This is a genomic window from Thermotalea metallivorans (genome assembly GCF_001562415.1).
Taxonomy (GTDB): Bacteria; Bacillota; Clostridia; order Peptostreptococcales; family Thermotaleaceae; genus Thermotalea; species Thermotalea metallivorans.
In genome coordinates, this window is sequence record NZ_LOEE01000030.1 from 115,150 (window position 1) to 136,203 (window position 21,054).

A 21,054-nucleotide genomic window follows, 5' to 3' on the forward strand; every position below is an offset into this window, starting at 1 on the left:
AAGAGATGAGGGGGACGAGCGATGTCAGGCAAGTTTATCGATAAAGTAAAATATTTTATGGGTTTGGATGACTATGAGGAAGCAGCAGAGGAGGTTATGGAAAATCATGCCCATGAAGAAGATGTGGTATCGATTGCCAATAAAAAAAATAGAGTGGTAAATATCCATACAACAACCCAGATGAAGGTAATTGTTTGTGAACCCAGCGAATTCGAAGAGGCGCCGGGCATTGTGGACAATTTAAAGAGCAGGAAGCCTGTTGTCATTAATTTGGAAAATCTGGATCAAGAGGTAGCAAAGAAGATTTTTGATTTCCTAAACGGTGCAGTATATGCGCTGGATGGAAATATACAAAAGGTATCTAAGGGGATTTTTATTCTTGCACCCAATAATGTCGATATTTCCGGAAACATTCGGGAAGAATTAAAAAATAAGGGCATTTTTCCTTGGCAAAAATAAATTTTGGACGGTGAAACAATGTGGACAATGAAAGCTTCAATTAATTATTTTTTCAATTTATTAAATTATTTGATCATTGCAAGAATTGTGCTGTCATGGATTTTTCCGAATCCATACGGCAGCATATCCAGAATCTTATATCAGCTAACAGAACCTATCCTGGCTCCCTTCCGCAATCTGTTGTCCCGTTTCGGGCTAGGGGGCGGATATGTAGATTTTTCTCCGATTCTTGCAGTTTGGGCACTGATGCTGCTTAAAATTTTTATATTGAGTTTATTATAGAATAAGGTGAGAATTTGATTGATAAAGAAGGGTTAACACGGCATATTGTCAACCTTGACGATAAAATCATGGCAATCAGAACTTTGGACAAAGCCGAAAGTGTATTGAAAAACTACATACCTCGGTATACGGATTTTTTTGATCCTTATCAAATATCTTTATGCACCCATGCCCTCCATCGGATTGCGGGATTGAAATATATTGTTACGGGCGGACGGGAAGGGGCAGAGCGGCAAATCATCATGTTATATCCGGAGTTTATGGAGGATATGGAGATAGAAAATCCCCTAAGGGTACTGAAATTAGAGGGAAAATTAGGGGGTGACAGCTTTACCCACAGGGATGTCCTAGGGGCCATCTTGGGTTTGGGAATAAAAAGAGAAAAAATAGGTGATATTATTGCCGGCAATGGTCGCGCCTATGTTGTTTCCTTCAAGGAAATATGTGATTTTATCCAATGGAATCTGGAAAAAATTTCTCGATATAAAGTAACTGCAAATTTTGTCGATTTTTGCGATATAGAAGAACATGAAGAAAGTTATAAACTTATTGAATCTACGGTTCCTTCCCTGAGGCTAGATGCCGTTATCGGAGTGGGCTTTGGAGAATCACGAAGTTCTCTGTCGAAGCTCATCAACAATGATCGGGTAAAGGTGAACTGGAAACCGATCAATAATCCCGCGCATCCCGTTCAGGAGGGAGATGTGATTTCCTTTAAGGGAAAAGGTAGAATGATATTGCTACAAGTAGGAAATAAAACAAAAAAGGATCGATATCAAGTAATTATCAAAAGAATGATTTAAGGGAGGGGTATCATGATTACACCGCTGGAGATTCAGAATAAGGAATTTAAAAAGGTGATGCGGGGCTATAAGGAAAGTGAAGTAGATGAATTTTTAGATAAAATCATGATAGATTATGAAAAGTTGTATAAGGATAATATTGAGTTAAAAGATAAGATTGCATTGCTTCAGGAACAAATTGACAAATATGCAAATCTCGAAAAGACATTGAATAATACATTGATTGTAGCCCAAAGTACAGCAGAAGAAGTAGCGGCCAACGCCCATAAGAAGGCCGAGCTGATTATTAGGGAGGCAGAAAACAAGGCGATGGCCATTGTTGATGAGGCCAATAGGGAGGTTGCGAAAATCCAGAGAGAGTATGAAGAAATAAAAAAACAAATGCATATATTCAGAACAAGATTTAGAACACTTCTTGAGTCACAACTGGAGGCCATAAACAGCAGCTTTAAGGAGATTGTAGAAGAGACAGGGGAATAGGGCTCGAAAAAAGAACATCCGGGCTATGTGACAGACCAAATTGCATAGCAAACATCATTCCAAGGTTTTGGTCCTCGTCCTTAAGAAGGATGAGGATTTTCCTTTTCACATTTTGCAGATATCAAGACAACAATCACCTTGACACGATTAGGAATAAGGGTATAATGAATTAAGAAATACAGGTTGGGAGGAATAGGAGAATGGATAGAATCGGTATTATAGGAGCAATGGATGAGGAAGTATGCTTATTGAAGGAGAAGATGTCCTTATGGGAAACCGTTGCATTGGCAGGCATGACCTTTTATCACGGGTCTTTGGAACATAAAGAAGTGGTCATCGTAAGAAGCGGTATAGGAAAGGTAAATGCAGCCATATGTGCTCAGATTCTAATCAGCAATTTTCATGTCACAGCCATTATTAATACGGGTGTGGCAGGAGCCATTAAAGAGGATTTGGAGGTAGGAGATCTTGTGATCTCCACGGATGTATTGGAACATGATTTTGATGTAACCGGATTTGGATATAAATTAGGACAAATCCCCAGAATGGATGAATATATTTTTAAATCGGATTCTAAACTAATAGAGATGGCGAAAAAAGCCGGAGAAAAAGAAAATAAAAAGCATAAAACTTTCACAGGAAGAATTTTATCCGGGGATGTATTTGTTGCCTGCCCGGAAAGAAAAGAATTGTTGTGGACGGAATTTCAAGGCTATTGTACCGAGATGGAAGGTGCCGCCATCGGCCATGCCTGCTATCTCAATAAGGTTCCCTTTGTGATTATCAGGGCTATGTCTGATAAGGCGGATGGTACTGCCCATCACAACTTCCAAGAATTTGCACATGAAGCAGCAAAAAATTCTAGTGAAATTGTCATGGATATGTTAAAACATTTATAGTTAAGAGGATGATGAAGATGGAGTTGAAACTGGTAGGAAAAGCCCATAAGGATAAAACTATTATCAAAGTAAGGGATATAGAAATCGGTGGCAATGATTTTGTTATCATCGCAGGACCTTGTGCCGTAGAAAGTGAAAGACAAGTGATGGAAACGGCCATGGCCGTGAAAAATGCGGGTGCCCGAATTTTGCGTGGTGGAGCTTTTAAACCCCGCACTTCTCCTTATGCCTTTCAAGGACTGGGAGAAGAGGGGCTGAAATACTTGCATCATGCAGGGCAAGCAACCGATATGCCGGTGATTTCTGAGGTAATGGACCCTAGGGATGTGGAGATCGTCGGGAAATATGTGGATATTTTTCAGATAGGTTCTCGAAATATGCAAAATTTCAGTTTGCTGCGGGAAATTGGCAAGGTAAAGAAGCCTGTACTGCTCAAACGAGGGATGGCGGCAACCATAGAAGAGTGGCTGTCGGCAGCGGAGTATATCGTTTTGGAAGGGAATAAGCAGGTTATTTTATGTGAGAGGGGTATCAGAACTTTTGAAAATTATACAAGAAATACTTTGGATCTAATGGCTGTGCCGATTATAAAGCAGTTGAGTCATTTCCCCATTATCGTTGATCCAAGCCATGGAACGGGAAGGGAAGAATTGGTGGCATCGGCCTCAAAGGCGGCAGTGGCCATTGGAGCCGACGGACTTATGGTCGAAGTGCATCCCTGTCCCAATGAAGCATTGTCTGATGGCAGGCAGTCCTTAGATTTTTCTAAGTTTCATAAACTTTGCAAAAACTTATTTGCAATGAAAGATTGTTTAGATACATTATAGTCCTTGGATTTGCGCCTCATGGAAGTAGGGTTTTTCTGATTGCCCTGCTTTTTCATTTAAAAAAGAAAAACATAGAAGGGCAGCCAGGGTAATATGGACCCTTCTCTGTCTTTCAGTATTGGTGACGGGCAAGTTGCCCAAGAAACATAACCTTCCGCATAAATTTAATATTAAAGTTGTATGCTTATAAAAAGAAAGAAGATGAAAATAGGGGGAGATCAAGATGGATGAAAAAAGATTATCGAGGATGGAAGAGAGGATTGAAAAAATTGCCCTTGAATTAGAAAAAGCAAAAATAGCAGAATATGTGGAGATAATGAATAATCCTAGGAAATTATTATATACTAACTTTATCGGCGGTTTAGCAAGAGGTCTTGGGACAGCCATCGGATTAACTGCTTTAGCGGCAATTTTATTTTACATACTCAGGCAGACGGTGAACCTTCCGTTGATTGGTCGGTATATTGCGGATTTGTTGGATATTATTGAAAATTACAGGTAGGGAGGCATTAAGTTTGGATAAAAAAAGGTTGGAGCATTTCAAACACTTGCTGCTGGAGGAAAGAAAAGCAGCAATCGACACCTTGGAGCGCATGAATGAAAATGAGCCGAATACGTCTTTTAAAGATTATTTTGATGAGTTGTCCGTTTATGATAACCATCCTGCAGATATTGGAACAGAACTTTTCCAAATGGAAATGAATTTTAATCTAAAAGAAAATGAAAAATTGCATTTAAAAGAAATTGATCATGCACTGCAAAAAATAGAGGATGGTACCTATGGACAATGCATTACCTGCGGGAAGGAGATTCCTGAGGAGAGGTTGGAGATACTGCCTACGGCTGTTCAGTGTATGGAATGTGAAAAGGACAGATTGTCTATACATATGGAAATTGATACGAGGCCTGTAGAGGAAGAAGTGCTTTCTCCTCCTTTTGGCAGAAGTTTCAAGGATCATGATAGCCGTTACAACGGTTTTGATGGAGAAGATGCATGGCAGGAGGTAGCTCGATTTAATAAAACGGATGCCCATCGCATGGCTTTAGATTGGTATGATAACAATATGTATGACGAAAATGTATCGGGCACCCCAGAGGATGTGGATCGTATCAGCCAAGAGTATTATATGGGGCAATTGGAAGAGGTGGAAAGAAAAGATATTCCCCATGATCAGAGAAAAAAGAAATAGAGGGTGATGGGATCGGTCGCAGTGGATGAAAAAGAGGAAAATGCGGTAAAGGAGATTATGGAATCCTATGAAGGAGAATTCAAAAAAGTGAAGTAATGCTTCACTTTTTTATCGTCTTTGTTATCATTGCAGTGAAAGTATGTTATAATCAAATAGATGCGGGAAAGGGGGGCATGCTATGAGCTATATACTGGCTGTTTTGGTGGTTATACTGGATCAGATATCAAAATATATGGTCCAAAGCAGATTGGCAGTAAACGAATCACTACCGGTGATTCAAAATATTTTTCACATAACCTATGTACATAATTTTGGGGCGGCTTTCGGTATTCTGAAAAATCAAAAATATTTCTTCATTGTGATTACGCTGGCAGTAATTATAGGGATCTTTTTATTTTTACACACACAAAGTAAAGTTCACGGCATGGTAAAATACAGCTTGATGATGATTACGGGGGGCGCCATAGGGAATTTGATTGATAGAATTTGGTTAGGCTATGTGAGGGATTTTTTTGATTTTAGAATTTGGCCTGTATTCAACATAGCGGATATGGCCATTGTTTGCGGGGCTGTTTTATTAAGCTATTATTTGATTATATTGGATATAGATAAGCAATTCTAAAATTGAATATTGCTTGTTCAGCCCAATAAATTTTTTGTCGCAGCTACTAGTTGCCAGTCACCAGTACTGGCAGCTGGTAACTGATAACTGGCGACGAACTGCTATTCAAAAAATATAACTTTTTACAGTAAATTCGATTTTGAAGGTATAAATCTATAGAGTGCAGAAATAGAAGGGGAGAAATATCTTGGAGATTCAGAAGTTTGTAGTAGATGATAGGGATGAAGGATTAAGGGTGGATGTGTATCTCTCCAATCAGCTGGACCATGTTTCCAGAAGCTTTATTCAAAAGCTGATAGAGCAAGGGAATGTGATGATTAATGGCAGTAAAGAAAAATTGAAGAAATACAAGGTACAGGAAAACGATGAAATCGCGGTGGAGATACCGGATCCTGAAATATTGAAGATAGAGCCGGAGAATATACCCATTGACATTGTCTATGAGGATGATGATGTGATTGTTGTCAACAAACCCCAGGGAATGGTAGTGCATCCTGCACCGGGAAATTATCACGGAACGCTGGTGAATGCATTGCTCTATCACTGCAAAACCTTATCTTCCATTAATGGAGTTATAAGGCCGGGGATCGTGCACAGGATTGACAAGGATACCAGCGGATTGTTGATGGTAGCAAAAAATGACAGGGCACACCGATGTTTAGCGGAACAACTGAAGGAACATTCCATCAATCGGATTTATATTGCATTGGTTCATGGAAATATAAAGGAGGAACGGGGAACAATCAATGCACCGATTGGCAGGCATCCGGTAGATAGATTGAAGATGGCTGTGGTGGCCAAAAACGGGAAAGAGGCTGTGACCCACTTTGCAGTTCTAAAAAGATTTCATGATTATACTTTGATTCAAGCCAAGCTGGAGACCGGCAGGACCCATCAAATTAGGGTCCATATGGCCTATATGCATCATCCTTTGGTGGGGGATCCGGTATATGGGATTAAAAAAGAAAAATTTCATATAGAAGGGCAGGCGTTACATGCACAAACTCTGGGATTTGTACATCCTTCCACGGGACAGTACATGGAGTTTTATGCAGAATTGCCTCCTTACTTTACAAAAATTATAAAAATCATTGAAAATATCAGTGGACAAAGATAAAAAAATATGCTATTGTATTATAGAAAAGCACCTTTAAGTTCGCCCCGTGAGGCAATAAGGTTTTCTACAGTGAATTTTCAGTAATATATTCTATTCATGTAGACCTGCTTCTTGCCTTGGGGTAAGGAGTTTTTTTTATAAAGAGGTGAGAAATATGAAATTTAAAGCCCAAATTATGGACGGGCAGGCAATACAGAGAGCCACCACAAGGATTGCCCATGAAATCATTGAAAAGAACAGAGGGATAAAGGATGTAGTTCTGGTAGGAATCAAAACAAGGGGCATACCCTTTGCCAAAAGATTAGGAGAAAAGATTGAATCCATAGAAAAGGAAAAGGTAGATATTGGCATGTTGGATATAACCTTGTATAGAGATGATCTAAGCAAGGTGGATGAAAACCCTGTAGTAAATGATACAGATATTCAGGCGGATATCAACGATAAAGTTGTTGTGTTGGTGGATGACGTGTTATACACCGGTAGGACTGTACGGGCTGCCATGGATGCAATCATGGATATCGGCAGACCCAAAGCAATACAGCTGGCTGTATTGATCGACAGAGGGCATCGGGAACTCCCCATCCGAGCGGATTATGTAGGAAAAAATGTACCTACTTCTAAGGATGAAGTCATCTGCGTTCATTTTGAGGAGATTGATGGCGCCAATGATGTCACAATCAATGAAAGGTAAAAAGTGAATTCTGTATGAGCTTTAACCTTTTAAATCAGTCCTGTGAGGCTGATAAGGGAGATAGCAAAGGATTATCTCCCTCCTGAAATCTTATATTAAGGAGGTATTTTTTATGGTTGAAACCACAGCAAAATTCAAGGCGAAGCATAATGAATTTGAAGGAGCAAGATTGGAAAAAAAGCTGATTCTAGGTATTCAGCATGTTCTGGCGATGTTTGGAGCTACGGTGCTCGTTCCAATCCTTACAGGATTAAATCCTGCCGTTGCTCTTCTGGCAGCGGGGTGTGGCACGCTGATCTTTCACTTTACGACGAAAAGAAAGGTTCCCGTATTTTTAGGTTCAAGCTTTGCATTTATTCCTGTAATTCAATTGGTCGATAAGGCATACGGGGGACTTGCCTATGCCCAGGGTGGAATTGTAGTGGCTGGATTGATGTATGTAATTTTAGCAGCCGTAGTAAAAATCTTTGGAGTAGAAAAAATCAAAAGCTTTTTGCCGCCGATTGTGACAGGCCCTATGATTATGGTCATTGGTTTGAATTTAAGCCCTGTAGCCATCAGAATGGCTGCCAATCATTGGGGAGTGGCGATCATCGTTGTGCTTACGGTGATTGGGGTGTCTATTTTTTCAAAAGGTTTCTTTAAACTGTTGCCCATATTGATCGGTGTGGCTGTAGGCTATGTGGCATCTATTTTCCTTGGTTTGGTAGATATGAGTGCCATTCAGCAGGCATCATACTTCCAGATGCCTCAGATAACGTTGCCGAAATTTAGTCTAGGAGCCATTACTGTGATTGTTCCTATTGTAGCAGTAGTATTTATGGAACATGTGGGAGATATTACAACCAATGGTGCTGTCGTGGGCCAAGATTTCTTTAAAGATCCAGGATTGCACAGAACCTTGTTGGGTGACGGGCTGGCAACCATGTTTGCTGGTCTGATTGGTGGGCCTGCCAATACAACCTATGGGGAGAATACAGGTGTACTGGCCGTAACCAAGGTATATGATCCCTCTATATTGAGAACAGCAGCGTGTATCGCCATCGGATTAAGCTTTATCGGTAAATTCGGAGCAATGCTCCAGACCATACCAGTGGCTGTCATGGGTGGAATCAGTTTGATCCTCTTTGGCATGATTACAAGTATCGGAATGCGGACGGTGGCGGAGGGCAACGTGGATTTTACAAGCAATCGAAATCTCATTATCGCTTCCTTGATTTTAGTCATCGGTATAGGGACGTCTGTAGTTACAGATGTGCCGGTAGGGATTACCATCACGGAAAACATTAAGTTGACCGGGTTAAGCTTGGCAGCCGTTGTCGGAATTGTGTCCAATAAGTTGCTGCCCCATCAATAGGCAAAATAAGACCGAGTCTAGTGGGACTCGGTCTTATTTTGCCTTAACCTTGCTGCAATGTCATGCCTAGGGGTAACATAAAGGGTTTTATGGTTGTCATAGATAACCATCCCCGGTTTTGCACCGCTGGGTTTCCGTACATTTTTGATTTCTGTATAGTCTACAGGCACATTGCCGGACAATTTTCCTTTGCTGTGAAAGGCTGCTAGTTCAGCTGCTTCAAGGATGGTAGTTTCAGGAATGCTTTGTTGGTTGCTGATGACAACTACATGTGAGCCGGGAATATCTTTTGTATGAAACCAGAGGTCTTTTTTGGAAGCGATCTTACATGTCAGTGCATCATTTTGCTTATTGTTTTTGCCGACCAAAATTTGAAAACCGTCAGATGAAATAAAAGATAAAGGAACACTTTTTCTTTTGATTTTCTCTTCTTTATCTTTTCTTTTTCTTAGATAACCTTCTTCTATCAGTTCATTCCGCACGTCTTCCAAGTCTTGTATATCTGCAGCATTTTCTACGTATACCAATAAATTTTCAAAATACTTGATTTCATTTTCTGATTCTTCAAGCTGCACCTTGATTTCTTTAACGGCAGTTTTGGCCTTTGCATATTTTTTGAAGTAACGCTGTGCATTTTGTGCGGGGGACAATCGGGCATCCAAAGGAATTTTAACGGTTTTTCCCTCTTCATCATAATAATTTATAACTTCTGCTTCTGTATTTCCTTTTTGAATAAGATGAAGATTCGCCGTGAGTAATTCTCCAAAAATGCGATACTCTTCGGATTTTTCTGAGGCTGTCAATTCTTCCAGCAGCTTTTGCATCTTTTTATATAGTCTATCCAGCGTTTGTACGATGAATTTTCTCAGATCTATAGATTTTTGCTTCAGGCGTTCATGCAAATCTCTTTGTGCATAATAGTCTTCCAGTATATTGCTTATGGAATCGGCAACCATAGCATCATAAAGGTGTTCATAGTGTTTTAGGGGTATAGAAGAAAAATCGATTACATGACGATCTGATTTGCCAATAATGATGTTTGGGATATAATTACTGCTGGTGACGTTCTGAAGTAGATTTGTGAGAGCATCCCATAGGGCATCATACTTACCCATGGTCATATAGGCCATAGGCAAATCTTCGTCTATCTGTGCTCTATAACATATCTCCCGTGCAGTCACAGGGCTGATGCCCTGAAGGAAAGTATAAAGGGCTTTTTGAACAGGACAACCTTTGGTTCCGCGATGGAATAAAGATAGGAAACTGTCTTTATTCAATAGTAAGGGGTTAACCTTATCTTGTCCGGGAGGAGCTATATAGATTTTGCCGGGTAAAATTTCCCGGTAGCGGTTCACATCTCCGGAGATTCGTTTGATACTATCAATGATTTTGTTTTGGGACTTTTCCACCAGCACCACATTGCTATGCTTTCCCATGATTTCTACGATTAACTGTTTTACTGACAGGGAACCCAATTCATCATAATTTTCTACGTCTATGGCAATAATTCTTTCAAATTCTTTTTGCTGAACGGATAATATTTTTCCACCCTGCAGATGTTTTCTCATCAGCATGCAAAACATAGGGGGGGAAGGGGGATTTTGCTTGGCAGTCGCGGTAAGATGAATCCTGGGATGATGACTGCTGGCAGAAATCAACAATCTATAGCTTTTCCCGAGACAACGGATGTGAAGATTGATTTCATCGATTTCGGGTTGGTATATTTTTTCGATTTTCCCATATAATATTTTTTCCTTCAGTTCATGAACGACGGCTGATATGACCAATCCATCTAAGGGCATGTCCATTCCTCCAAATATAAAAATTTTCATCTGTACAGTATATCATTATTTTTTAGAGTTGAAAAGCCTCACCCTTTCTCTCTCTGTAAATCTGTGCAAAAGAAAAAATAACATAGAGAGAATGGCAGAAAGGGGAAGATGGATGTATAATGTCCTATATTATCACAAAAAAATAGTTTATAGATCTTATTTTTTGCTAATAAAAATGATATAATTATAAGCTATGATATACTATACAATGAAAATCGTGGAAAATATCAATCCATAAATTTTGGCGGCAAAAACATAAATGGAAGGATGACGATGATGATTAAAAGTATGACAGGATTCGGAAGAGGTGAAGCCAGAGATTCGGAGAGACTGTTTACGGTTGAGATGAAATCGGTCAATCATCGGTATAATGATATTGTAGTGCGGATGCCGAAACGGTTGACTTATTTGGAAGAAAAAATGAAGGATATGGTGAGAAACGAAATTAAGCGGGGCAGGGTAGAAATTTATGTTACCCTTGAAAATTTAGGAACGGGAGATACAAAAATTTCTTTAAACCATCCTTTGGCTGCCCAATATTATCAATGTCTTCGAGAAATAAAAAACAGTTTTGAAGTAAAAGATGATATTTCAGTCTCTCTGTTTTCCAAATTTCCCGATGTATTTATCATAGAATCTAGAGAAGAGGATGAAGATGAGATCTGGCAATGTCTGAAAAATGCGGCGAATCAGGCGCTGGAGGCATTGGTGGCCATGAGAATTGCGGAAGGGGAGAAGCTAGCTCTGGATATACGCAGCAGATGTGATTACATAGAGAACATTGTGCGTATCATTGAAGAGAGAAGTCCGGAGGTTGTGCAGGCATATAAAACGAAACTAAAGGAACGAATTCGCGAGATGCTAGAGGAAGCCGTTGCGGTGGATGATTATCGGTTAAGTATGGAGGCAGCAATTTACGCAGACAGGAGTAATATCACCGAGGAAATTGTCAGACTGAACAGTCATATTGCTCAGTTGAGGAAGTCTTTAAAAGAAAGCCAGCCTATCGGAAGAAAACTGGACTTTTTAATTCAAGAGATGAATAGAGAAATCAATACCATCGGGTCTAAAGCAAATGATCTAGAAATTATTAATTATGTAGTTGATGTAAAAAGCGAATTGGAAAAAATCAGGGAACAAGTGCAAAATATTGAATAGGAGGTTTGAAAATGAGCATAAAATTGATTAATATAGGATTTGGGAATATTGTATCGGCCAATCGCCTGGTGGCAATTGTAAGTCCTGAGTCTGCACCGATTAAGAGAATTATCCAGGAGGCAAGGGACAGGGGGATGTTGATTGATGCTACCTATGGCAGAAGAACTCGGGCTGTGATTATTACAGACAGCGACCATATTATTTTATCGGCAGTACAGCCAGAGACAGTGGCCCATCGATTGACTGCAAAGGATGACGGCGCAAAAGACGCCGCTGAAAATTTCATAAAGAACGAGTAGCAAAAAGGGGAATTTTAAAATGGATAAAGGATTACTGATTGTCGTTTCCGGACCTTCTGGAGCAGGAAAAGGGACGATATGCAAGCAGTTGCTGGATGTTGAGCCGGATATCATGCTTTCCGTTTCTGCCACCACAAGGGCGCCGAGAAAAGGAGAAGTGGAAGGCAAAAATTATTATTTTATGACCAAACAGCATTTTGAAGAGCTCATTGCAAAGGATGAATTTTTGGAATATGCCCATGTGTACGGAAATTACTATGGGACGCCCAAAAGGTATGTTCAAGAAAAAACAGCCCAAGGAAAAGATGTGTTGCTGGAAATTGATATCCAAGGTGCCCTCCAAGTGAAAGAAAAATATCCTCATGGTGTTTTTATATTTATACTGCCCCCTTCTATGAAGGAATTGAAACAGCGGATTATTCACAGGGGTACGGAGAGCGAAGCTGCCATAGAGCAAAGATTTATGGCTGCCTTCGAGGAAATCGACTATGTTAAAAAGTACGATTATTGTATTATTAATGATGACTTGGGTAATGCCGTAGACAAAGTAAGGGCAATTATTAAAGCAGAAAAGTGTAAAGTAACGGAAGATATTGAAAAGATAATATCAAGGTTTAAGGAGGAGATATAATGTTATATCCATCAATTAATCATCTATTAGAAAAAGTAGACAGCCGCTATACGCTGGTGGTAGCTGCAGCGAAAAGAGCCCGTGAAATCATAGACGGCAGTGCCATATTGGCAAAGGTAAATTCAAGCAAGCCTGTAACCATTGCTACCTATGAGATTGCCGAAGGCAAAATCCAATACAAAAGATTAGATTCGGAGAAATAAAGAGGTGTATCATGTATAAAAATAAAAATGTAGTATTGGGAGTGACGGGAGGGATTGCAGTCTACAAGGCAGCCGATATTGTAAGCCGCCTGAAAAAGCTGTGCATCAATGTTCATGTAATTATGACGAAATCGGCCCAAGAATTTGTTCAGCCCCTGACTTTTCAATCCCTCTCCCAGAACTATGTAGTAACGGATATGTTTGCTGAACCAAAGACTTGGGATGTGGAGCATATTTCTTTAGCGCAAAAAGCAGATTTATTTTTGATTGCCCCTGCAACGGCCAATGCCATCGGAAAAATAGCCAATGGGATCGCAGATGATATGTTGACCACAACAGTGATGGCTACGAAGGCCCCTGTATTGATTGCTCCGGCAATGAATACCAATATGTATGAGAACCCCATTGTACAAGAAAATATCCGAAAGTTGGAGGCATTGGGCTATACATTGATCGAACCGGCTTCAGGCCGTTTGGCTTGTGGAGATTATGGAAAGGGCAAGCTAGCCGATCCGGAAATAATTGTTGAAGAAGTGCTGAAAATGCTGAATTCGTCCAAGGATTTGGCGGGGCTCAAATTTGTAGTAACAGCAGGACCTACGCGGGAGTCGATAGATCCTGTTCGCTATATCACCAACCATTCATCGGGAAAAATGGGCTATGCTATTGCAGAAAGGGCTGCCAAAAGAGGTGCTGAGGTCGTTCTTATTTCCGGACCTACCCACCTTCCCACGCCGCCAGGGGTGCAGCGAATCGATGTGATCAGTACCAATGATATGTATGAAGCCGTAATGAATCATCTGGAGTGGGCGGATGTGTTTATAAAATCCGCAGCCGTTGCAGACTATAGACCTAAGGCAGTAGCTGTAAATAAAATAAAAAAGGGAGAAGGAGATTTAACAATTGAATTCACAAGAAATCCAGATATCTTGAAGGAATTAGGAAAAAGAAAAAGGAACGGACAGATTTTGGTAGGCTTTGCTGCAGAGACCCAAGGGCTGATTGCCAATGCAAAGGCTAAAGTAGAAACAAAAAATCTGGACTTTATTGTCGCCAATGATCTTACAAAAGAAGGAGCAGGCTTTCAGTCAGATACAAATATTGTAACCATGATTGACAAGTATGGAAATATGGAACATTATGACCTGATGCCGAAAAAGGAACTGGCAGATACTATTTTAAACAAGATTAAATCATTGTTAGGAAGGGAGTAGAGGATGCTACTCCTTTTTTTATAGATTGGTAAAAAATTTTCTTAGCAAGAACTCATGGAAGATGTTGTTTTTTCTGTTATAATAACATTAAGCATTCGATGGTGGGTGAAAAATCAATGGAAAAAACAAGTTATGCCGAAGTTGTGGTGAATAACAGAAGCAATCAAACCAATATGACATATACCTATGGGATACCGAAAGATTTATCTGATCGTGTATCGATAGGATCTCGGGTAATGGTACCCTTTGGGAAGGGCAACAAATTGGTAGAGGGATATGTGCTGAGTAAGGATGAAGGACTTTCCATTCAGCTTTCTAAGATAAAGTACATTCAAAGAGTACTGGATGAAGAAAGTTTGTTATCGGAGAAGATGATTGACTTGTGCAAGTGGATGAGGGAAGAATATCTGTGTACTTATATGGATGCGATACAGTGTATCATACCGACGGGGATATCTTATAAAACAGAAAAAAAGATAAGATTGTGCCGAGATGTTTCCATGGAAGAATGGGGACAAGGGGGATTTACTGACAGACAATGGGCGGTGATGAAAGTATTGCGCAAACATCCCAATGTTTCAGAGGATGCCTTAAGGCAGTTGTTAGATTTTGACCCCTCCAGCACCCTTAGAAGTCTTGAAGCAAAAAACATAATCTTTATAGAGTATCAATTGAAAAATAATGTAAGCATCCTTACGGAAAAGGTAATCAGGCTTTCCGCAAAGGAAAAGATCCATGAGGAGATAAGCAAATTAAACCAGAATGCAAAAAAACAAAAGCAGCTATTGGAATATTTAGCAAACCATGGGGAGATAGCATGGTCCAAGTTAAAGGAATCGTTGGATATATCCCCAAGCACCATCGAATCCTTAACAAAGAAAGGTTTGGTGCATGTGGAGACCGTTGAAAAAAGAAGAGTTCCCTATGGAGATTTTCCCGTTGAGGCAACTGGACCCCATGGATTGACGGAAGAACAGAAAAAGGTAGTGGAACAGGTTATACCTCATATTATGGATGCTAAATACCAGCCTTTTTTGCTTCATGGGGTCACAGGAAGTGGGAAAACGGAAGTCTATATGCAGATTATCGACCAAGTTTTGAAGCAATCTAAGGAAGCCATTGTCCTTGTACCGGAGATATCTTTAACTCCCCAGATGATCGAAAGGTTCAAAGGTCGTTTTGGCAATAATATTGCTGTACTGCACAGCAAGCTTTCTTTAGGGGAAAGGCTTGATGAGTGGAACCGAATCAAAAATGGGGAAGTAAAGATTGCTGTGGGTGCCAGGTCGGCTGTTTTTGCACCATTTCACAATCTAGGAATCATTATTGTAGACGAGGAGCACGAGCATACATATAAATCTGAGAGTAGCCCGAAATATCATGCGGTAGAAGTGGCAGAATTTCGATGCAGGCAACATGGGGCCGTATTGCTTTTGGGATCTGCTACTCCCTCCCTTGAAAGTTATTATAAGGCAGAAAAAGGGGAATATAAAAAACTGGTGATGCAGAACAGATATAATCAAAATGATTTGCCCAGTATCCAGATCGTGGACATGAGAACAGAGTTGCAGAAGGGGAATAAAAGTGTATTTAGTGAAAGTTTGTATAGGGAAATAAAGCAAAATTTAGAAAATAAAGAACAGACCATACTTTTTTTGAATCGACGGGGATATTCTACTTTTATTTCATGCAGAAACTGCGGATATGTGGCAAAATGTCCCCACTGTGAAATATCCCTTACATATCATAAAAATGTCCACTACATATCTTGCCATTACTGTCATTATAGGCAGCAGCCTCCGGACATATGTCCTAAATGCGGCAGCAAATATATTAAATATTTTGGTGCGGGGACCGAAAAAATTGAAAAAGTTACGGGAAAATTGTTTCCTACAGCTAAAATTATAAGGCTGGATTTAGACACAACTTCCAGAAAAGGATCCATGGAGAGGATTATGCAGGAGATTAAACAAGGAAAAGCCGATATTATCATAGGAACCCAAATGATCGCCAAAGGATTGGATTTTCCAAATGTAACCCTGGTGGGCGTGATTGCGGCTGACATGAATTTGAATTTGCCTGAATTTCGGGCTGCCGAACGGACATTTCAGCTTATCACCCAGGTAGCAGGCAGGGCCGGGCGAGGAAGGCGCATGGGTCGCGTCGTTGTCCAGACCTATGACCCGGAGCATTTTGCCATCCAAGCTTCACAAAACCATGATTTTATATCTTTTTATGAGCAAGAGATATTGATGAGAAAGGAATTCTTGTATCCGCCTTTTTCAAGATTGATCAATATTACCATAGCCGGTACGAAGGAATCAGAAGTAATCAAAACGGCTGATCATTTTGCCACAGCCCTTCGGCAAAGAATGGGCAGTGAAAAAATCCCGTCCGAAGAGACAGTCTTTGGACCAAGTCCTGCTCCATTATCCAAGATCAAGGAAAAATACAGGTGGCAGATTGTTATTAAAAGCAAACTGATTGACCAAACTGCTTTAAAGGGTATAATAAATAATATAAGAAACGACATAACGGATAGAAATTATGCCAATGACATCAGTATAAGCATCGATGTCAATCCGTTTCATATGCTTTAATGAAGGAGGAAATATATGGCGATTCGAAATATATTAAAAGATGGAGATCCTACCCTAAGAAAAAAATCCAGAGAAGTTGAAAAAATAGACCAAAGAATATTGACCCTATTGGATGATATGATAGAGACCATGTATGAAGCTGATGGCGTGGGATTAGCGGCGCCCCAGGTAGGTATATTGAAAAGAATCATTGTCATTGATGTAGGAGAAGGCGTGATTGAAATGATCAATCCTGTCATTATAGAAACCAGCGGGGAACAGATTGAAGCAGAAGGCTGTTTGAGCATTCCTGGTGTCACAGGGGATGTAAAGAGGCCCGAAAAAGTGAAAGTACAGGGCTTGAATCGACAGGGGAAAAGAATTGAAGTGATAGGAGAAGGTTTATTGGCTAGAGCTTTATGCCACGAAATCGATCATCTTGATGGTATACTTTTTACGGATAAAGTGATAAAATAGGAGGGAATCTATGAAGATTGTTTTTATGGGAACCCCTGATTTTGCAGTTCCTTGCCTTGAGGAAATCATCCATGGCAATCATGAAGTACAAGCGGTTGTAACCCAGCCTGACCGGCCCAAGGGAAGAGGGAAAAAACTGACGTATCCTCCTGTAAAGGAGAAGGCATTGCAGTATCATCTGCCTGTTTTTCAACCGGAAAGGGTAAAGGAGCTTAGGTTTGTAGAGGAGTTAAAAAAACTTTCTCCAGATTGCATTGTGGTTGTAGCTTTTGGTCAAATCTTGCCCAAGGATATTTTAGATATTCCTCCCTTGGGCTGCATTAATGTACATGCTTCTCTGCTCCCGAAATATCGGGGTGCTGCCCCTATCCATTGGGCAATTATTAATGGAGAGGAAGTAACAGGTGTAACCACCATGTATATGGACGAAGGCCTAGATACAGGGGATATCATTTTAAAAAAGGAAATTTTCATTGGTGATAAAACTACAGGGGAGCTCCATGAGGAAATGGCTCAAGAAGGAGCAAAACTTTTAGGAGAAACCCTTCGTTTGATTGGGGAACATAAGGCTCCCAGGGAAAAACAGCGAGAGGCTGACAGTTCCTATGCACCGATGATCGATAAAAAACTTGGAAATATTGACTGGTCCAAATCGGCAAGGGATATCTACAATCTTATCAGGGGAGTCAACCCTTGGCCTGGAGCATATACGACTTATAAAGGAGAAAAATTTAAAATCTGGAAATCAAAAATAGTGTACAAAGATTGCCAAGAACGGCCTGGAAAAATTATAAAGGTAGACAGAAACGGCATTCTAGTGTGTACAGGCTCCTATATGCTGAATATAGAAGAAATTCAATTTCCCAATAGCCGTTCCATGACAGTGGATGCCTATCTAAGGGGACATGTATTGGAAGAAAATACAATTTTAGGTGAATCAAATGTGGATGAATCATGATAAGCAAAATCATATTTTATTGATTGTGATTATTTTTGTACTCATGTTTTTGTTTGCGGGGACTGCAGTCATATCCTTTTACCTTGCCTATACAAGCAATCTTGTATTGTATAAAATGGTTTTGAATATAATACTTATAGCTGCATCTTTTATGAGCTTCTATATTTTTATGAATTCTATTTTCATCATAAAGCTGCTGAGAGGTCAAACAATATCAGTCCTTGGCAGAAAAGTGGTGAAATCTTCATTGGGATTCATATATCCTAAGATTGTTCATTTAGGTGCAATTTTTGGATTAAACAAAGATAAGATTCAAGAAATTTTTTCAGAGATCAATAACCGAATCATTTTGTCCCAGAGGCTCAAAGTCAGGCCGGAGGAAATATTGGTGTTATTGCCTCATTGCCTGCAGCGGTCTGCGTGCAAACATAAAATCACCAATGACATTTCTAATTGTAAAAGGTGCGCTGCTTGTGATATTGATGATTTAATTGAATTAAAAGAGAAATACGATGTGAAAATGTTTGTGGCTACCGGAGGAACCGTTGCGAGAAAAATTATTAAGGAACAAACGACAAGGGCAATTATTGCCGTGGCCTGTGAAAGGGACTTGATCAGCGGGATTTTGGACGTTCGGGGAATACCTGTCATCGGCATTGTAAATGATCGTCCAGAAGGGCCTTGTATGAACACTCGCGTAAAAGCAAGACAAATTGAAGAAATAATTCAGCATTTTATCGGTGAGGAGGAATGAAGATGTATTACTACCCATATTATGGCTTTGATTTGGGTTACTTGCTATTGATACCTGCTATTCTCTTGACCCTCTATGCCCAAGGGAGGGTAAGAAGTACTTTTCATAAATATTTGAATGTACGGAATATGCGGGGCTATACCGGTGCAGAGGTAGCAAGGGCCATACTGGATCGCAATGGATTGAAGGATGTTCACATAGAACCGGTTGGAGGATATTTAACAGATCATTATGATCCGAGGGCCCGTGTACTAAGATTGTCGCCTCAAGTGTACAACGGTACTTCCATTGCTTCTATCAGTGTAGCAGCCCATGAAGCTGGTCATGCCATCCAGCATGGAATAGGCTATGTACCCCTTACTTTGAGAAATACCATTGCACCCATTGCCAGTTTTGGTGCTCAGGCAGTATGGTTTTTAGTTTTTGCTGCTTTTGCATTCCAAATGTTTGCATTGATTGACTTAGGCATTGTATTGTATTTAGCGGCGGTGATATTTCAGGTTATTACGCTGCCTGTTGAATTTAACGCCAGCAGTAGGGCTTTAGAACAGTTGAAGGTCAATGGCTTTATTACTGCTGAAGAAATCAGCCCTTCTCAAAAAGTGCTCAATGCTGCAGCATTGACCTATGTGGCAGCCATGGCTGTGTCTATTGCCCAATTGCTGAGATTGCTACTTTTAAGAAATAGAAGAGATTAACAATGCACTCCCTTTGGAGTGCATTCATGCTTGTATTGCAGCAAATTTTTCTTGCAAATGGAAGATTTTCACATAAGTTTAGGAGGAAAGGAAGAACAGATGAATGCACGAAAATATGCTTTAGATATTTTGATAGATATTGAAGAAAATCAGGCTTTTTCTAATATTGCTATTCACAGGCATTTGAAGGGGAAGCCTATCGACGGACGGGACAGAAGATTTATTACGGAACTGGTTTATGGCGTAATGGAAAATAAAATCTATTTAGACTATATCATTCAGCAATTCTCCAAGATCAAGGGAGACAAGATCAGCATACCTGTTATGAATATTTTGCGTTTGGGCTTGTATCAAATCACATATTTAGATAAAGTGCCTCCATCAGCCGCCGTAAATGAAAGTGTGAATTTGGCAAAAAAAATTCAGTGGAAAGCAGCAGGTTTTGTTAATGGTATGCTGAGAAATTATCTAAGAAATAAAAATGATATCAAGTTGCCAAGCTATGAGGAAAACCCTAGGGAATATATGTCCCTTGCTTATTCTCATCCCCTTTGGCTTGTGGAAAAATGGCAAAAGGAATTTGGCAACGATTTTACCCGACAACTACTCCAAGCAAATAATCAAACGCCAAAACTCACGGTCCGGACCAATACGCTAAAAATTACAAAAGAGGAATTGATGGAGGAACTTAAAAGACAGCATGTGGAGGTGAGCCATGGCTTATACGTGGAAGAAGCACTTTGCCTTTGTCATACGGAGAATATAGAGGAATTGAAAAGTTTTCAAAAAGGATATTTCCAAATACAGGATGAGAGTTCTATGTTGGCAGCCCATGTACTAGATCCTCAACCCAATGATATAATTATTGATGTATGTGCGGCACCGGGAGGGAAGACAACCCACATGGCACAACTGATGAAAAATAAAGGGAGGATTATTGCAAGGGATATCTACGAACATAAGCTGAAACTTATTCAGAATACGGCACGACGCCTGGGCATTTCTATCATTGAAACCCAATGCTTTAATGGGAAAGAGGTAGATGAGACCCTCGTAGACAAGGCAGACAGGGTATTGGTAGATGCTCCCTGCTCTGGTTTGGGAATTATTCGAAGAAAGCCGGAAATCAAATATAATAAGGGACCGGATGATTTTCATGAAATCAGCAATCTGCAGTTGAGGATATTGGAAAATGCAGGAAAATATGTGAAAAAGGGTGGTTTTTTGGTATACAGCACCTGTACCATCAGTAGGGAAGAAAATATAGGGGTAATTGAAAAATTTATTTCACGAAATCGTAATTTTGCAATTATAGATATGAATCCGCTCATACCTGAAGTTTTAAGGAGTTCGGAAAAATATTTGCAGCTATATCCCCATCTGCATGATGTAGACGGTTTTTTCATTTGTAAACTTAGAAAAAACGGAGCATAGGCTTTTCCTGTTCCCCCTAGGGAAGTTATGGTATAATATGGTTTGGATATAAAAATAATATAACTATGCATTGTAGAGATTTGTGAGGTG

24 protein-coding genes are annotated in these 21,054 nt (G+C 40.0%); 23 read left to right on the plus strand and 1 reads right to left on the minus strand.

Annotated features, from left to right (window positions below; all coding sequences use genetic code 11):
* Positions 1 to 21: 21 nt before the first annotated feature.
* The 12 genes from AN619_RS07095 to AN619_RS07150 all read left to right on the plus strand — a co-directional run bounded on the left by AN619_RS07095 (position 22) and on the right by AN619_RS07150 (position 8,727).
* Complete coding sequence (locus AN619_RS07095) at positions 22 to 459, plus strand: cell division protein SepF (RefSeq protein WP_068556022.1); 438 nt, start codon at positions 22 to 24, stop codon at positions 457 to 459.
* Positions 460 to 477: 18 nt separating this feature from the next.
* Positions 478 to 741 carry a YggT family protein gene (locus AN619_RS07100; protein WP_068556023.1) on the plus strand — a complete coding sequence of 88 codons (264 nt, stop codon included), beginning with the start codon at positions 478 to 480 and terminating at the stop codon, positions 739 to 741.
* A 14-nt stretch (positions 742 to 755) separates the two neighbouring features.
* A complete protein-coding gene (locus tag AN619_RS07105; RefSeq protein ID WP_068556024.1) occupies positions 756 to 1,544 on the plus strand; it encodes a YlmH family RNA-binding protein in 789 nt (262 codons plus the stop codon).
* A gap of 12 nt (positions 1,545 to 1,556) precedes the next feature.
* Complete coding sequence (locus tag AN619_RS07110; protein WP_068556025.1) at positions 1,557 to 2,024, plus strand: DivIVA domain-containing protein; 468 nt, start codon at positions 1,557 to 1,559, stop codon at positions 2,022 to 2,024.
* A 200-nt stretch (positions 2,025 to 2,224) separates the two neighbouring features.
* Positions 2,225 to 2,923, plus strand: a complete 699-nt coding sequence (locus AN619_RS07115) for a 5'-methylthioadenosine/adenosylhomocysteine nucleosidase (RefSeq protein WP_068556026.1) — start codon at positions 2,225 to 2,227, stop codon at positions 2,921 to 2,923.
* Between the two features lie 17 nt (positions 2,924 to 2,940).
* Entirely contained in the window at positions 2,941 to 3,750 is an 810-nt protein-coding gene (gene aroF, locus AN619_RS07120) for a 3-deoxy-7-phosphoheptulonate synthase (protein WP_068556027.1), read from the plus strand.
* 223 nt (positions 3,751 to 3,973) lie between these two features.
* On the plus strand, positions 3,974 to 4,252 hold the full coding sequence (locus AN619_RS07125; protein WP_068556028.1) for a DUF5665 domain-containing protein: 279 nt from the start codon (positions 3,974 to 3,976) through the stop codon (positions 4,250 to 4,252).
* A gap of 13 nt (positions 4,253 to 4,265) precedes the next feature.
* The gene (locus tag AN619_RS07130) at positions 4,266 to 4,940 is read left to right on the plus strand and encodes a TraR/DksA C4-type zinc finger protein (protein WP_068556029.1); all 675 of its coding nucleotides are present in this window, start codon (positions 4,266 to 4,268) and stop codon (positions 4,938 to 4,940) included.
* A 178-nt stretch (positions 4,941 to 5,118) separates the two neighbouring features.
* Positions 5,119 to 5,562 carry a signal peptidase II gene (gene lspA, locus AN619_RS07135; RefSeq protein ID WP_068556030.1) on the plus strand — a complete coding sequence of 148 codons (444 nt, stop codon included), beginning with the start codon at positions 5,119 to 5,121 and terminating at the stop codon, positions 5,560 to 5,562.
* 184 nt (positions 5,563 to 5,746) lie between these two features.
* Positions 5,747 to 6,679, plus strand: a complete 933-nt coding sequence (locus AN619_RS07140) for an RluA family pseudouridine synthase (RefSeq protein WP_334292196.1) — start codon at positions 5,747 to 5,749, stop codon at positions 6,677 to 6,679.
* A gap of 154 nt (positions 6,680 to 6,833) precedes the next feature.
* Positions 6,834 to 7,370, plus strand: a complete 537-nt coding sequence (gene pyrR, locus AN619_RS07145; RefSeq protein ID WP_068556032.1) for a bifunctional pyr operon transcriptional regulator/uracil phosphoribosyltransferase PyrR — start codon at positions 6,834 to 6,836, stop codon at positions 7,368 to 7,370.
* A gap of 112 nt (positions 7,371 to 7,482) precedes the next feature.
* Entirely contained in the window at positions 7,483 to 8,727 is a 1,245-nt protein-coding gene (locus tag AN619_RS07150) for a uracil-xanthine permease family protein (RefSeq protein WP_068556033.1), read from the plus strand.
* A gap of 17 nt (positions 8,728 to 8,744) precedes the next feature.
* Here AN619_RS07150 and AN619_RS07155 read toward each other — a convergent pair whose 3' ends face one another.
* On the minus strand, positions 8,745 to 10,529 hold the full coding sequence (locus AN619_RS07155; RefSeq protein ID WP_068556034.1) for an Rqc2 family fibronectin-binding protein: 1,785 nt from the start codon (positions 10,527 to 10,529) through the stop codon (positions 8,745 to 8,747).
* A 303-nt stretch (positions 10,530 to 10,832) separates the two neighbouring features.
* Between AN619_RS07155 and AN619_RS07160 the strand changes: the two genes are divergently transcribed.
* The 11 genes from AN619_RS07160 (at position 10,833) to rsmB (ending at position 20,964) form a co-directional block, all read left to right on the plus strand.
* Entirely contained in the window at positions 10,833 to 11,717 is an 885-nt protein-coding gene (locus AN619_RS07160) for a YicC/YloC family endoribonuclease (protein ID WP_330382048.1), read from the plus strand.
* Positions 11,718 to 11,728: 11 nt separating this feature from the next.
* Positions 11,729 to 12,016 carry an extracellular matrix/biofilm regulator RemA gene (gene remA, locus AN619_RS07165; RefSeq protein WP_068556036.1) on the plus strand — a complete coding sequence of 96 codons (288 nt, stop codon included), beginning with the start codon at positions 11,729 to 11,731 and terminating at the stop codon, positions 12,014 to 12,016.
* Between the two features lie 19 nt (positions 12,017 to 12,035).
* A complete protein-coding gene (gene gmk / locus AN619_RS07170; RefSeq protein WP_068556037.1) occupies positions 12,036 to 12,647 on the plus strand; it encodes a guanylate kinase in 612 nt (203 codons plus the stop codon).
* Positions 12,647 to 12,850, plus strand: coding sequence for a DNA-directed RNA polymerase subunit omega (gene rpoZ, locus AN619_RS07175; RefSeq protein WP_068556038.1), 204 nt, complete (start codon positions 12,647 to 12,649; stop codon positions 12,848 to 12,850). Before gmk ends, rpoZ begins: the two co-directional genes overlap by 1 nt.
* 11 nt (positions 12,851 to 12,861) lie before the next feature.
* Complete coding sequence (coaBC, locus tag AN619_RS07180; protein ID WP_068556039.1) at positions 12,862 to 14,064, plus strand: bifunctional phosphopantothenoylcysteine decarboxylase/phosphopantothenate--cysteine ligase CoaBC; 1,203 nt, start codon at positions 12,862 to 12,864, stop codon at positions 14,062 to 14,064.
* Positions 14,065 to 14,180: 116 nt separating this feature from the next.
* Complete coding sequence (priA, locus tag AN619_RS07185) at positions 14,181 to 16,664, plus strand: primosomal protein N' (protein WP_068556040.1); 2,484 nt, start codon at positions 14,181 to 14,183, stop codon at positions 16,662 to 16,664.
* Positions 16,665 to 16,679: 15 nt separating this feature from the next.
* The gene (gene def, locus AN619_RS07190) at positions 16,680 to 17,120 is read left to right on the plus strand and encodes a peptide deformylase (protein WP_068556041.1); all 441 of its coding nucleotides are present in this window, start codon (positions 16,680 to 16,682) and stop codon (positions 17,118 to 17,120) included.
* A 10-nt stretch (positions 17,121 to 17,130) separates the two neighbouring features.
* The gene (gene fmt, locus AN619_RS07195) at positions 17,131 to 18,078 is read left to right on the plus strand and encodes a methionyl-tRNA formyltransferase (protein ID WP_068556042.1); all 948 of its coding nucleotides are present in this window, start codon (positions 17,131 to 17,133) and stop codon (positions 18,076 to 18,078) included.
* On the plus strand, positions 18,062 to 18,832 hold the full coding sequence (locus AN619_RS07200; protein WP_083525023.1) for a DUF116 domain-containing protein: 771 nt from the start codon (positions 18,062 to 18,064) through the stop codon (positions 18,830 to 18,832). The genes fmt and AN619_RS07200 overlap by 17 nt, the downstream gene beginning before the upstream one ends.
* On the plus strand, positions 18,829 to 19,530 hold the full coding sequence (locus AN619_RS07205) for a zinc metallopeptidase (RefSeq protein WP_198153258.1): 702 nt from the start codon (positions 18,829 to 18,831) through the stop codon (positions 19,528 to 19,530). The genes AN619_RS07200 and AN619_RS07205 overlap by 4 nt, the downstream gene beginning before the upstream one ends.
* 99 nt (positions 19,531 to 19,629) lie before the next feature.
* Positions 19,630 to 20,964, plus strand: a complete 1,335-nt coding sequence (gene rsmB / locus AN619_RS07210) for a 16S rRNA (cytosine(967)-C(5))-methyltransferase RsmB (protein WP_068556079.1) — start codon at positions 19,630 to 19,632, stop codon at positions 20,962 to 20,964.
* The last annotated feature ends 90 nt before the right edge of the window (positions 20,965 to 21,054 follow it).

Coding starts and splice junctions, on each gene's coding strand:
- AN619_RS07095 (WP_068556022.1), top strand. CDS start 22: ATGTCAGGCAAGTTTATCGATAAAGTAAAATATTTTATGGGTTTGGAT.
- AN619_RS07100 (WP_068556023.1), top strand. CDS start 478: ATGTGGACAATGAAAGCTTCAATTAATTATTTTTTCAATTTATTAAAT.
- AN619_RS07110 (WP_068556025.1), top strand. CDS start 1,557: ATGATTACACCGCTGGAGATTCAGAATAAGGAATTTAAAAAGGTGATG.
- AN619_RS07115 (WP_068556026.1), top strand. CDS start 2,225: ATGGATAGAATCGGTATTATAGGAGCAATGGATGAGGAAGTATGCTTA.
- aroF (WP_068556027.1), top strand. CDS start 2,941: ATGGAGTTGAAACTGGTAGGAAAAGCCCATAAGGATAAAACTATTATC.
- AN619_RS07125 (WP_068556028.1), top strand. CDS start 3,974: ATGGATGAAAAAAGATTATCGAGGATGGAAGAGAGGATTGAAAAAATT.
- lspA (WP_068556030.1), top strand. CDS start 5,119: ATGAGCTATATACTGGCTGTTTTGGTGGTTATACTGGATCAGATATCA.
- pyrR (WP_068556032.1), top strand. CDS start 6,834: ATGAAATTTAAAGCCCAAATTATGGACGGGCAGGCAATACAGAGAGCC.
- AN619_RS07150 (WP_068556033.1), top strand. CDS start 7,483: ATGGTTGAAACCACAGCAAAATTCAAGGCGAAGCATAATGAATTTGAA.
- AN619_RS07155 (WP_068556034.1), bottom strand. CDS start 10,529: ATGCCCTTAGATGGATTGGTCATATCAGCCGTCGTTCATGAACTGAAG.
- AN619_RS07160 (WP_330382048.1), top strand. CDS start 10,833: ATGATGATTAAAAGTATGACAGGATTCGGAAGAGGTGAAGCCAGAGAT.
- remA (WP_068556036.1), top strand. CDS start 11,729: ATGAGCATAAAATTGATTAATATAGGATTTGGGAATATTGTATCGGCC.
- gmk (WP_068556037.1), top strand. CDS start 12,036: ATGGATAAAGGATTACTGATTGTCGTTTCCGGACCTTCTGGAGCAGGA.
- rpoZ (WP_068556038.1), top strand. CDS start 12,647: ATGTTATATCCATCAATTAATCATCTATTAGAAAAAGTAGACAGCCGC.
- coaBC (WP_068556039.1), top strand. CDS start 12,862: ATGTATAAAAATAAAAATGTAGTATTGGGAGTGACGGGAGGGATTGCA.
- priA (WP_068556040.1), top strand. CDS start 14,181: ATGGAAAAAACAAGTTATGCCGAAGTTGTGGTGAATAACAGAAGCAAT.
- def (WP_068556041.1), top strand. CDS start 16,680: ATGGCGATTCGAAATATATTAAAAGATGGAGATCCTACCCTAAGAAAA.
- fmt (WP_068556042.1), top strand. CDS start 17,131: ATGAAGATTGTTTTTATGGGAACCCCTGATTTTGCAGTTCCTTGCCTT.
- AN619_RS07200 (WP_083525023.1), top strand. CDS start 18,062: ATGTGGATGAATCATGATAAGCAAAATCATATTTTATTGATTGTGATT.
- AN619_RS07205 (WP_198153258.1), top strand. CDS start 18,829: ATGAAGATGTATTACTACCCATATTATGGCTTTGATTTGGGTTACTTG.
- rsmB (WP_068556079.1), top strand. CDS start 19,630: ATGAATGCACGAAAATATGCTTTAGATATTTTGATAGATATTGAAGAA.